Annotated in this window: 12 protein-coding genes and 2 pseudogenes; 10 read left to right on the top strand and 4 right to left on the bottom strand. The window is 32.7% G+C overall.

Features of this window, described 5'->3' with window-relative positions:
* Positions 1-475: 475 nt before the first annotated feature.
* Positions 476-1,018: a recombinase family protein gene (locus HMPREF3046_RS08290; protein WP_002447401.1), complete on the bottom strand. Its 543-nt coding sequence runs from the start codon at positions 1,016-1,018 to the stop codon at positions 476-478.
* Positions 1,019-1,132: 114 nt separating this feature from the next.
* Here HMPREF3046_RS08290 and HMPREF3046_RS08285 point away from each other — a divergent pair, with 114 nt between their 5' ends.
* The 6 genes and pseudogenes from HMPREF3046_RS08285 to HMPREF3046_RS08265 all read left to right on the top strand — a co-directional run.
* Complete coding sequence (locus tag HMPREF3046_RS08285) at positions 1,133-2,584, top strand: SulP family inorganic anion transporter (protein ID WP_002447402.1); 1,452 nt, start codon at positions 1,133-1,135, stop codon at positions 2,582-2,584.
* A gap of 12 nt (positions 2,585-2,596) precedes the next feature.
* Positions 2,597-3,010, top strand: a complete 414-nt coding sequence (locus tag HMPREF3046_RS08280) for a universal stress protein (RefSeq protein WP_002447403.1) — start codon at positions 2,597-2,599, stop codon at positions 3,008-3,010.
* 616 nt (positions 3,011-3,626) lie between these two features.
* A complete protein-coding gene (locus tag HMPREF3046_RS11375; RefSeq protein ID WP_017175576.1) occupies positions 3,627-3,779 on the top strand; it encodes a hypothetical protein in 153 nt (50 codons plus the stop codon).
* A 238-nt stretch (positions 3,780-4,017) separates the two neighbouring features.
* Positions 4,018-4,401, top strand: coding sequence for a plasmid mobilization protein (gene mobC / locus HMPREF3046_RS08275; protein ID WP_070718549.1), 384 nt, complete (start codon positions 4,018-4,020; stop codon positions 4,399-4,401).
* A complete protein-coding gene (locus HMPREF3046_RS08270; protein ID WP_070718546.1) occupies positions 4,383-4,580 on the top strand; it encodes a hypothetical protein in 198 nt (65 codons plus the stop codon). The genes mobC and HMPREF3046_RS08270 overlap by 19 nt, the downstream gene beginning before the upstream one ends.
* Positions 4,567-4,830: pseudogene (locus HMPREF3046_RS08265) on the top strand (relaxase/mobilization nuclease domain-containing protein); the annotation flags it as partial. The gene HMPREF3046_RS08270 and the pseudogene HMPREF3046_RS08265, both read left to right, overlap by 14 nt.
* Before the next feature lie 879 nt (positions 4,831-5,709).
* On the opposite strand, the gene HMPREF3046_RS08255 reads toward HMPREF3046_RS08265, so the two are convergent.
* From HMPREF3046_RS08255 to HMPREF3046_RS11550, 3 genes and pseudogenes are all read right to left on the bottom strand, one after another.
* Complete coding sequence (locus HMPREF3046_RS08255; protein WP_000475805.1) at positions 5,710-6,141, bottom strand: universal stress protein; 432 nt, start codon at positions 6,139-6,141, stop codon at positions 5,710-5,712.
* 93 nt (positions 6,142-6,234) lie between these two features.
* Positions 6,235-7,599: an FAD-dependent oxidoreductase gene (locus tag HMPREF3046_RS08250; RefSeq protein WP_070718532.1), complete on the bottom strand. Its 1,365-nt coding sequence runs from the start codon at positions 7,597-7,599 to the stop codon at positions 6,235-6,237.
* A gap of 433 nt (positions 7,600-8,032) precedes the next feature.
* A pseudogene (locus tag HMPREF3046_RS11550) lies at positions 8,033-8,116 on the bottom strand (hypothetical protein); the annotation flags it as partial.
* On the opposite strand from HMPREF3046_RS11550, the gene HMPREF3046_RS08245 reads away from it, so the two are divergent.
* The 4 genes from HMPREF3046_RS08245 to bioB all read left to right on the top strand — a co-directional run bounded on the left by HMPREF3046_RS08245 (position 8,076) and on the right by bioB (position 12,419).
* Positions 8,076-9,077, top strand: a complete 1,002-nt coding sequence (locus HMPREF3046_RS08245; protein ID WP_256278228.1) for a PTS sugar transporter subunit IIC — start codon at positions 8,076-8,078, stop codon at positions 9,075-9,077. The pseudogene HMPREF3046_RS11550 and the gene HMPREF3046_RS08245 overlap by 41 nt on opposite strands.
* A gap of 178 nt (positions 9,078-9,255) precedes the next feature.
* Entirely contained in the window at positions 9,256-10,254 is a 999-nt protein-coding gene (argF, locus tag HMPREF3046_RS08240) for an ornithine carbamoyltransferase (RefSeq protein WP_002454693.1), read from the top strand.
* A 20-nt stretch (positions 10,255-10,274) separates the two neighbouring features.
* On the top strand, positions 10,275-11,204 hold the full coding sequence (gene arcC, locus HMPREF3046_RS08235; RefSeq protein ID WP_070718528.1) for a carbamate kinase: 930 nt from the start codon (positions 10,275-10,277) through the stop codon (positions 11,202-11,204).
* A gap of 249 nt (positions 11,205-11,453) precedes the next feature.
* Complete coding sequence (gene bioB, locus HMPREF3046_RS08230; protein WP_070718525.1) at positions 11,454-12,419, top strand: biotin synthase BioB; 966 nt, start codon at positions 11,454-11,456, stop codon at positions 12,417-12,419.
* The last annotated feature ends 34 nt before the right edge of the window (positions 12,420-12,453 follow it).

Here is a 12,453-nt window from a genome sequence, read left to right as displayed (position 1 = left end):
TTATGCTTTTTCTTCCAAATTTGATATAAAATCGGGGCATATTCTTGAACCCCAAAAAATATGTAATACTAATATTCTATCCATAAAAAGTATGCGCTTAATATTAATTAAAACCTATTATCAGTAGTGTATATCAATATATATTATGAAACTGTTGACATAAGAAAAGATTATAGGTAGTTAAAATGTATATCTTATACATAATCAATAAAAGTTGAATTTAATGTATTTGACATAGAGGAATTTTTTTACATTTCTTTTTCGTTAACTCAGCATATCTTGTAGTTCACTATATTGGAAAGTATTTATTATAAAATATTTCTATGTTTTTGCTAAGTCTTGTCTTTCTATATTTTCGAGTACTAATAAAAAAACTTTCTCACTAATATTTAATGTTTTAAAGATCACTTTACTTTCCTCTTTAATCGACAGTATTATATTATGTTCTATATCTTGAAACAACATTTACTATCTCTTATTTATCTAGATGACGATATAAAGTTGCTCTACTTATGTTTGTTTTTTCTTTTATTTCATCTAGAGTGTAATTTTTGCTCATATACATTTCTATAGCATCTCTAAGATTTTTATCATCTCGTTTGGGTCTGCCTAACTTTTTTCCTTCTTTTGTATAATTTTCTAATCCAACGCGTGTCCTAAATTTAACAACATCACTTTGAAAGTCTGTAATATCATGTAGTATTTCTAAAAATTCTCCTTGAATATTTTTATAAATATATCGGTTTAAATTAATTACATATAAAGATATATCCTTCTGTGAAAGATAATCTAATATATCTACTAATTGTTTCGTAGAATCTGCAAGTATACATAAATCTGTAATATATACTGCATCCCCCGAGACCAACTTCTTTTTTAAAAGAAGGTCTAATTCATTTCTTTTTTTATTATTAGCATGACTTTCCTCAACTATTTTTTTTGTATAGGTTTCTATTTTCTTTTTTTGTTCGTTTAAATCATCGTTTATTGTAACAGGTCTGATATAACCGTATTTCATTTACTTGCACCACCCTATAGCTAAAGTATAACAGGAAAGTTTCATTAAAGGGTACACATATGAAACTTTTCTGTTATACTTTACAATATAATTAAATAAAAAGGAGAGTAAGTTATGGTTGAAAAATTAAAACATGAATGGTTTAACCAGCCAGGTAAAAATATACTTGCCGGTATCGTGGTTGCCTTAGCTTTAATCCCTGAAGCTATCGCATTTTCAATTATTGCTGGCGTAGATCCAATGGTTGGTTTGTATGCTTCATTTATCATCGCTGTTGTTACTGCTATTGTTGGTGGTAGACCTGCAATGATATCAGGTGCAACAGGGGCTGTTGCCTTATTAGTTACACCACTTGTGAAAGATTATGGTGTAGAATATCTTTTAGCTGCCACGATATTAATGGGAGTAATTCAATTAGTTTTAGGCCTTCTCAAAGTGGGGCGTTTAATGAAATTTATACCTCATTCCGTCATGATAGGTTTTGTAAATGCATTAGGTATTATGATTTTCATGTCCCAAATAGAACATATCTTCGGTATTTCAATCTCAACTTATATATATGTAATTGTAACATTACTCATTGTATATATAATCCCTAAATTTTTCAAAGCAATACCTGCACCATTAATAGCTATCATCGTATTGACTGCTCTTTATATGTATACAGGTTCTGACGTGAGAACTGTTGGTGATTTAGGAAATATTAAGCAAGCTTTACCGCACTTTTTAATTCCTAATGTTCCCTTTAATTTAGAAACACTTCAAATCATTTTTCCATACTCGCTATCTATGGCTATTGTAGGTCTAGTAGAAAGTTTACTTACTGCTAAAATTGTAGATGATGCAACAGACACTTATAGTAGTAAAAACAGAGAATCTCGTGGCCAAGGCATTGCTAATATGATTACAGGATTATTCGGTGGTATGGGAGGTTGTGCCATGATTGGACAATCTGTAATCAATGTCAAATCAGGTGCAAACAGTAGATTATCTACTTTTTCTGCTGGTGTTGTCTTAATATTCATGATTATTGTTCTTGGAGGACTTGTTGTTCAAATTCCAATGCCAATTTTAGCAGGTATTATGGTTATGGTTTCGATTGGTACATTTGATTGGAATTCTTTTAAATATATTCAAAAAGCACCAAAAACAGATGCAGTTGTTATGATACTTACAGTGATAATTGTACTGATGACACATAACTTAGCTCTCGGCGTGGTCGTAGGTGTTATTTTCAGTGCTTTATTCTTTGCTACTAAAATATCAAAAGTAGAAGTAACATCTGAGAAGTTTGGTAAAACTAACCGTTTATCTTTTAAAGGTCAAATCTTTTTTGTTTCTATTGACTCTATGATGGATCAAATTAGCTTTAATATTGAAAATAGTATTATAGAATTAAACTTTAATAATGCTCATTTATGGGATGATTCAGCAGTAGATGCTATTGATACAATGGTAAGGAAGTTCGAAGAAAAAAATAACATTGTTCATGTAGAAAAACTAAATTCAGATAGTCGTAAAATAGTCTCAGAATTAAGCAAACTAAATGAAAATCATTTAAACTAAGGAGTGTTGTTTATGTATAAATCAATTTTATTAGCAGCCGATGGGTCAGAAAATAGTTTACGTTCAGCACAGGAAGTTTTGAACTTTATAGATGAAAATACTATAGTTACTTTAATTACAGTTGTAAATGTTGAAGAATCGAAAACAGATGTTTTACATGGTAAACAAGGACATAGTTTAACAAATGAAAGAGAAGACAAATTATCCAGTATAACTGAACTATTTGTAGAACATAATGTAAATTATGAAGTAAAAATTGCACATGGTCTTCCTGCAGAAACAGTGGTTTCAGTTGCTAATAGTGGTAAATATCAAGCAATTGTTTTAGGGTCTCGTGGTCTAAATAGTTTACAAGAAATGGTATTGGGTAGCGTCAGTCACAAAGTGGCTAAACGTTCAAAAATTCCCGTTATCATTGTAAAATAGTCTGTCTAACTCAATCCATAAAAGGATTGAGTTTTATTTTGAGACGACTAAGGGTACCTTAGTAATTTAATAAAGTCTATTTTACAATATAAAAAAACAATACACAGTAATGTGTATTGTTAATTATTTCAGTATATAAACTTTAACGTAATCATAATTTCAAATAACATTTTAAGATATTTATTTTTGTTCACATAATTACTGATTATAGGTAGTAAGTTTGTATAATATATCATTTATTGTCTTTCCTCTTTATAAAAAAAGCAGAGCTATTGTAATTATTAAGATTACTAAAGTTATCAACAAAGATTTTTCTATATCATTAATTAAAAAAAGCAATATCATAAAAATTGGAATTATTAGTATCATTAGCGAAAAGAACTTATTCAATTTAAAGTCATCCTTTCAACATTTTTATTTTCTTTGGTAATTCCTTAAAGTCATTAATATTAATAAAAGTACTATATTTATAATATTGATTTATCACAGTTTATTTTTTCAAAATACAATAGTTCTGATAATACAATATTACTTTCAATATTAGTCTGTTTAATATATTATTTTATATTAATTATAATTTGTTTAGTTATTTTTAAATATAATAGGAGGAATTATTATGAAAAATTTTAACTATACTGATACAGGAGATAAAATTATAATAGAAATGTCTTTTCCTCAAAAATTCTCTTTCGTAGGTAGAGCCGATTCAGTATTTAAAAAACTACTAGAAGATAATAATGCTAAAATAACAAAATCTGATAAAGAGTAAATTGAATTTAGAAATATTGTTATATAAAATAAGTGGCTAATATCTAGCCACTTATTTTTTCGCAGAAAAAATCTTAAGGGGCTTGGGGATATTCCCCAACAAGCCGGCGACGCTACCACGTATGTGGCTAGCAAAGCCAGTGCTTGCCAAACCACTATATTACTTTAATAACCTTTACATATTTTATATGCTTAGGTTATTCAAGTAATAACTTTCGAAGAAAGCGTGGTGGGAATGAATGAGTGAACGAAACACATTTGTGGCTAGCAACGATGCTGTTAGTAAAAACCGTAAACCTAACCGTAAGGAGCGTAAACAAATTAGTTTTCGAGTGAACAAAGACGAATATTTAAAGTTACAACAATCTGCGGAAACTTTAAATATGAGTGTGCCTGCTTTCGTTAAGAAAAAGGCACAGGGAAGTCGATTGGTCGCACCAAAATTTGATAAAGAAACGCGACAATCGATAGCTAAGGATTTAAGCAAGCTAGGATCAAATGCTAATCAAATTGCTAAATATTGTAACCAATATCAATATGAGGCGCCGAATTATGAAGCATTAGAATATAATATCGAAGAATTACGTAGAAGGTTGGATGAAATATGGAAAGTCCTAAAATAAATATGATTTTAAGTCTAATTTTATTTATTGTCTGTTTAATTATGATTAGCTATTTTATTTTTTATGCACATCAATTTTGGGCAAGTATCTTTTTTTTACTTTTAGCCTTTATAGATGTTATTAAATGCTATACATCTTATAAAGAAATGAAAGAACGTGATACAAATGGCCACAGCTAAAATAAGTTCAACGAAATCAACGTCACGGACTATTAATTACGCTGAAAAACGGGCTGAAGAAAAAAGTGGCTTAAATGGTGACATAGACTATGCCAAGGGAAGTTTCAAAGCGACACGTGAACTGTATGGAAAAACGGGTGGCAACGAAGGTCATGTGGTTATCCAGTCATTTAAGCCTGGCGAAGTAACACCAGCACAATGTAATCAACTTGGAATAGAATTAGCCGAGAAGATAGCACCTAATCATCAAGACAAGAAGAAACTCGTTTTCAACTCGTTTCAAAAATCACAAAAAGTGAGGTCATTTTATGTTTCTTGAAAAATTAAAGTGCAGTAATTGTGATAAGGAAATCGACAAAAACGAAAATATAACAATACACACAAATTCAAAAAATCTTAACGGAATAACAAACCTAAAAAGTTGGGCAAAAAATCAAAAAGTACTATGTGAAAAATGCTCGAAATAAAAATTATTGCTTTATTCTAATTGTTTTATTTTGGAGGCTAGTAAATGGCAACTTTCATAAATCAAATTCTTTTATTTTTTACAATTTTAGGAACCTACGGATTAATGTGCGGAGGCTACGTGGATATTAATTGGGATTCTCTAATACTCATGTATGCGATGTTCTTCGGTTTTCTCGTTATGTTTTATTTTTCAATTTATAAAAGTCCAGAATTCAGTAAAAGAAAAATAAAAATAATAACCTTTATCAGTTCTATATTAACGATTGTTATTATTTTTATCCTAGGACATTTAACATGGATCTTATTAACAAAATAAATTTCAGTAAAATAGCTCACCTTATTCAATTATTGTTGCTTTATTCCAATTGCTTTATTGACGTTGAGCCTCGGAACCCTTAACAATCCCAAAACTTGTCGAATGGTCGGCTTAATAAATCATGCTATGCCGACATTCGTCTACAAGTTTAGTTAAGAGTTCTTCTCAACTTCAATAAATTTTCTCGGCATAAATGCGTGTCTAATCTTTTTTAGAACGACTAATCAAAAAATAATCTAAAAAATCACAAACCAAAATTAAAAAAATAAAAAAGCCTAAATACTTTCTCACAAATCGAGAGAGTATTTAGGCTTTTTGAATTAATAAATTTCTTACTTCTTATGTTTATTTAACAATTAGTACTGGGACAGAACTTCTTTTAGCAATCTTATGTGTAACATCTCCTAAAACATGTTTAATATTCAAATCGACTCTATGATTACTCATAATTACTAAATCAAATTCACCATTATTTATATCTCCAGAAGTAATTTTTTCTAAGATTGTATCTTTAATATGCCCAAAATCTACATCTATTTTATATTGAATATCTCTTTTTTCTAATTCACGTAAAAATGGAGTGAGTTTTTTTTCTTTTTCTCTAATAATATCTTCTTTATGCTTATTATAATACTTGACACTAATTGCAAGATCATTTTCTGTTACAACGTGATAAATTACAACAACTGAATCTTCATCGGTGACTTTTTCTAAATAGTCAGGGATAGCACTAAAATCATTTTCGAAATCATAGGGTAATAATATATTTTTGAACATCTACACCAGCCTCCTATTAATTATTATTTAGATGTCTATTACTTATATATACCCTGAATATATATACTTATTCTGGTTTTTGTCCATAAGGGTTTAGAAGAGTTGTTTGTCTTTAGGGAAGACATCGTCGCCTAATGCGCGTTGTGCTAGGATGTTCAAGTAGTTCCATGGACGGTTAAAGTCTGGTTGGAAGAAGAAGTCGACTAATGCGAGTTCTTCTAATGTCCAGCCTGCATTGATTGCAACCGATAGTGTGTTGATAGATTCTACTAAGTCTTCCGTACTCATAATTTGTCCGCCTAGAATGCGATGTGTATCTTCATCGAACATGATTTTAAGATGAACTGTTGTATCGTCTTGACGAAATTTAGGGCGCACAGGTACTTCGATATATTTTGCTCCTAAGTTGCCGTCGTAACTGTCTTTTTCTGTTTCATGTACACCTGTTTGACCGAATTTGTAATCGAATAAAGAAAGACCAGATGTGCCTGAAACGCGTGGCATCTTCATGTCTTTGCCTGCCATGTTGCGTGCTGCTACGTAACCTTGACGACGAGAGTTAGTTGCAAGTGCAATATAGCGGTCTTCGTTGATAGGCGCGAATGGAATAAGCGTTGCGTCGCCACTTGCATAAACGTCTTTTTCTGATGTTTCTAAGCGGTCGTTGATTTTGATAATGCCTTTTTTGCCGAGTTCAACTTTGCCGTCTAACCATTCTGTTGCAGGTTTAACGCCGACAGCAAATAATACTGTATCTGCTTCGTATTCGCCGTCATCTGTGACTACGGCTGTAACATTGTTATTTTCGTCTGCTTTCAAGGCTTTAACGCTTGCATTTCCTTTAAATTTTAAGCCGTGTTCGGCAATGTTTTTCTCTAGAATATCTGTAAATTCTTTATCTAAATAAGTGTTGATAATACGATCGTGGTCATCCATAAGTGTTGTATCAATGCCGGCTTTGGTAAAGGCTTCGGCTGCTTCGATACCGATATAACCGCCGCCGACTACAATGGCTTTCTTCGCATGTTGCATGCGTTCTTTGATTTTGTCGGCCCATTCTTCACCACGCATAAATAAGACATTATTGTAATCATTGATGCCATTGATTGGTAGTTCGTTTGGTACAGCACCTGGGCTTAAGAATAATTTATCGTAAGAGACTTCTGAAGTATGGCCATCTTTTCTAATAGTTACAGTTTTATTTTGGGTATTTAAATCCGTTACCGTTGTTTGAAGATGCAAGTTCACACCTTGTTCTTTTAATGATTCTGCATCTGCATAATGTAAGGATTGCAATGATGGTGCAACATCTTCTAAATAACTTTGAATACCGCAAGATAAGAATGAAGGTGCTTCGGCACTTTCAAATACTTCGATTTCCGCCTCTGGATCTGATATTAATAATGTTTCGATTACAGCATAACCAGCATGTGATGTTCCGACTACTACGTATTTCATAATAGTGAAGTCCTCCTTTGGTTGAGCATTTCCGCTCTTCTTTATCTATTTTAAAAGTTGATTTAATTTTCTTCACATTTGTATTTACCCTTCAGAAGGCATTTTATTCAATAGAGTAGGGTAATATGGGCAGTGTTAACAAAATTGTTATAATTACGGTCGTTTTAGGATATTTACTTTATCAGATTATTTCATTTGTATATTTATATCATTTTATCGATCATTTCATAATGTATAAGATAGATATATTTCGAAGTAATTAAGTAAAAAATAAACAAATTTTCCAATTTAATTTAAAAATTCAAAAAATTCCGTGAAATATATTTCGTTTTTTAGTAAACTGTCTACTAAGGAAGAAAGTAAGTAGTGAGATATTGTTCGATTTGAAGCCATACCTCACATCTAAATTAAATATAAGGGGATGACAGTAGACTATGGATTTATTAATTGGTACGTTGTTTTTAGTTTTAGTCTTAGTGATTTTTACGTTATTTACATATAAAGCACCTAGTGGTATGCGTGCGATGGGAGCTTTAGCCAACGCAGCTATTGCGACATTTTTAGTAGAAGCTTTTAACAAATATGTAGGTGGAGAAGTATTTGGTATTAAATTTTTAGAACAACTAGGTGACGCTGCAGGAGGTCTTGGTGGTGTCGCTGCTGCTGGGTTAACTGCCTTAGCTATTGGTGTTTCACCTGTGTATGCATTAGTTATTGGAGCTGCTTGTGGTGGTTTAGACTTACTTCCAGGCTTCTTTGCTGGGTATATTGTAGGTTATCTTATGAAATATACAGAAAAATATGTTCCAGATGGTGTAGATCTTATTGGTTCAATCGTTCTTCTTGCACCACTTGCACGTTTAATTGCGACGGGTTTAACGCCAGTAGTGAATAATACATTACTAAAAATTGGTGACATTATTAAAAGTAGTACGGATACAAATCCAATTATTATGGGGATTATTCTTGGAGGCATTATTACCGTTGTAGGTACAGCACCGTTAAGTTCAATGGCTTTAACCGCATTACTTGGTTTAACTGGCGTGCCAATGGCCATTGGTGCTATGGCTGCATTTAGTTCGGCATTTATGAATGGTACGCTTTTCCATCGTTTAAAATTAGGGGATCGTAAATCAACAATTTCAGTAAGTATTGAACCGTTATCTCAAGCTGATATTGTCTCTGCTAATCCGATACCAGTGTATGTGACAAACTTCTTTGGAGGAGCTGCTGCAGGGTTAATTATCGCTTTATCTGGTATGATCAATGATGCAACAGGGACAGCAACACCAATTGCAGGATTCTTAGTGATGTTTGGCTTTAATAGTCCAATGAAAGTGATTATCTATGGTATTGTAATGGCCATTGTAGGTGGTTTAGCAGGCTTCCTTGGTTCTCTTGCATTCAAAAAATATCCAATTGTTACAAAACAAGATATGATAGATCGTGAAGCAAAAAGAAAAGTTAAAACAGCATAAATATGAGTGACTTCTTTGTCAAAATATGGCAAAGAAGTTTTTTTGTTATATGTTTTGAATTTCTATCTTATATTTTTTGTGTAATAATATAATAAAAAGTTACACATATTGTACTATCAATACCCATTATGTGTATTGGGTTTTAAATACTAAATTTCTGACAAAGGAGTGGATCAAGATGCAAAATTTAAGAAATAGAAATTTTTTAACATTACTTGATTTTTCAAAAAAAGAAATGGAATTCTTACTTAATCTCTCTGAAGATTTAAAACGTGCAAAATATGCTGGTATTGAACAACAAAAACTTAAAGGTAAAACTATTGCTTTAATTTTCGAAAAAAATTCTACACGCACACGTTGTGCATTTGAAACAGCAGCTTATGATCAAGGTGCTCATGTGACGTATCTTGGGCCGACAGGTACACAAATGGGAGTAAAAGAAACGGCTAAAGATACGGCTCGTGTTTTAGGTGGTATGTATGACGGTATCGAATATCGCGGATTTTCTCAACGTACTATTGAAGAAATTGCAGAATATGCGGGTGTGCCGGTTTGGAATGGTTTAACGAATGAAGATCATCCAACACAAGTGCTTGCTGATTTTTTAACTGCAAAAGAAGTATTAAAAAAACCTTATGAAGACATTCATTTCACATATATTGGTGATGGACGTAATAATATGGCAAATGCATTGATGCAAGGCGCAGCGATTATGGGGATGACTTTTCATCTTGTGTGTCCGAAAGAGTTAAGACCTAAAGATGAGTTACTAGAAACATGCCAATCATTGGCTGATAAAAATGGCGGGACTATTTTAGTGACTGACAATATTGACCAAGGGGTGAAAGGATCGGATGTGATTGCTACAGATGTGTGGGTGTCGATGGGTGAGCCCGATGATATTTGGGAAGAACGTATTAAATTATTAGAACCTTATCGTGTAACAAAAGAATTAATAGAAAAAACAGGCAATCCACATACCATTTTTGAACACTGTTTACCTGCTTTCCATAATACAGAAACAGAAATTGGTAAACAAATTAAAGAAAAATATGGTTTGAATGAAATGGAAGTCACAGATGAGGTTTTCGAAAGTGATCGTTCTGTTGTCTTTCAAGAAGCCGAAAACAGAGCACATACGATTAAAGCAGTAATGGTGGCAACTTTAGGCGAATAGAGAAAAAGGGGGACCTATGGATGTCTAAAATCGTGGTCGCATTAGGTGGTAATGCTTTAGGAGAATCACCGAAAGAACAATTAGAGCTTGTAAAAGGAACAGCTCAATCATTAGTCGGTTTAATCAACAAAGGATATGAAGTGGTCATTAGTCATGGGAATGGACCACAAGTGGGAAGTATTAATTTAGGGTTAAATTATGCAGCGGAACATGAACAAGGCCCGCCTTTCCCATTCCCTGAATGTGGCGCAATGAGTCAGGCGTATATTGGTTATCAGATGCAAGAAAGCTTACTTAATGAATTACATGCATTAGGGATTAATAAAGACGTCGTGACACTTGTGACACAAGTCGAAGTAGCAAACGATGATCCAGCGTTTCAACATCCAACGAAACCTATTGGCTTATTTTATACAAAAGAACAAGCAGATAAAATGAGACAAGAAAAAGAGTATGCATTTATTGAGGATGCAGGACGTGGATATCGTCGCGTTGTACCTTCTCCTCAACCTATTAATATTGTTGAACTTGATAGTATTGAAACACTCATTAAACATGGCACGCTTGTGATTGCAGCGGGTGGTGGCGGTATCCCAGTTGTTAAGAAACAAGATCGTTATCAAGGTGTCGATGCAGTCATTGATAAAGATAAGACAAGTGCATTACTTGCAGCTCATTTACAATCGGATCAATTAATTATTTTAACAGCCGTTGATTATGTTTATATTAATTACGGAAAAGACAATCAAGAAGGACTAGGTGACGTTACAGTCGATGATATGAAAGGATATATTGCCGATAATCAATTTGCGAAAGGCAGTATGTTGCCAAAAGTAGAAGCAGCCCTTCAATTTATTGAAAAGAATCCCAAAGGTAGTGTGTTAATTACCTCTTTATCAGGTTTGAATGATGCGCTAGAAGGTAAAATTGGTACACGTATTACAAAATAAATAGTTATATTAAATCGCTTGAGCCTAATATATGTATTTTACATATGTAGGCTCAAGTTTTTTTATGAGTTATTCAAATATCTAATGGTTACAAGTTACACTTCGGGTTGTCTGAGGTTATATTCATAGACCATTTCTTTTTAAAACATCCTTTGATTTAATCAAGGAATAATGTAAACTTATAATTATATAAAGTTTACAATTATGAGTTTTATTAGTATATTTTAAAAGATAGGAGTGACAAACATCATGACATTAAATCTAGCAGAACGTGTATTGAATGGAGAAGCGTTAACTAAAGAAGAGTGTCTAAGTCTATTTCAAGACGAGACGATTGATACGTTTGAATTATTAAATGAAGCCTATATAGTAAGAAAGCATTATTATGGTAAAAAAGTAAAACTTAATATGATTCTCAACGCGAAAAGTGGCATTTGTCCGGAAGATTGTGGTTACTGTGGGCAATCTGTCAAAATGAAAGAAAAACAGCGTTATGCTTTGGTAGATCAGGAACAAATTAAAGCAGGAGCACAAGTCGCGACAGACCATAAAATTGGGACGTATTGTATTGTAATGAGTGGACGTGGTCCTTCGAATAAAGAAGTAAATCATATTTGTGATACGGTAGAAGATATTAAAGCTATTCATCCACAACTTAAAATTTGTGCGTGTTTAGGTTTGGTTGATGATGAACAAGCAACACAGTTAAAAGAAGCTGGTGTCGATCGGTATAATCATAATTTAAATACAAGTGAACGTTATCACGATGAAGTTGTGACAACACATACATATGAAGACCGTGTGAATACAGTTGAGATGATGAAAGCACATCACATTTCACCTTGTTCTGGCGTGATTTGTGGAATGGGAGAAACAGATGAAGATATTATCGATATGGCATTTGCGTTGAAAGAGATTGATGCAGACAGTATTCCAGTAAATTTCTTACATCCGATTAAAGGTACCAAGTTTGGTGGGTTAGACTTATTATCTCCAACAAAGTGTTTACGTATCTTAGCTCTGTTTAGACTAATTAATCCCACAAAAGAAATTCGAATTGCGGGTGGTCGTGAAGTCAATTTACGTTCACTTCAAGCAACTGCACTTCAAGCGGCTAACTCTATCTTTGTAGGCGATTACTTAGTGACAGGCGGACAGCCTAATGAACTCGATTACCAAATGATTGAAGATATGGGATTTGAGATAGATGGGTAATGATATATAGATAAAAGAAACGTTCTCACTAACA

Origin of the sequence: Staphylococcus sp. HMSC070D05 (assembly GCF_001815595.1) — a bacterium.
Lineage (GTDB): Bacteria > Bacillota > Bacilli > Staphylococcales > Staphylococcaceae > Staphylococcus > Staphylococcus hominis.
This window is presented reverse-complemented; position numbering and strand designations above follow the sequence as displayed.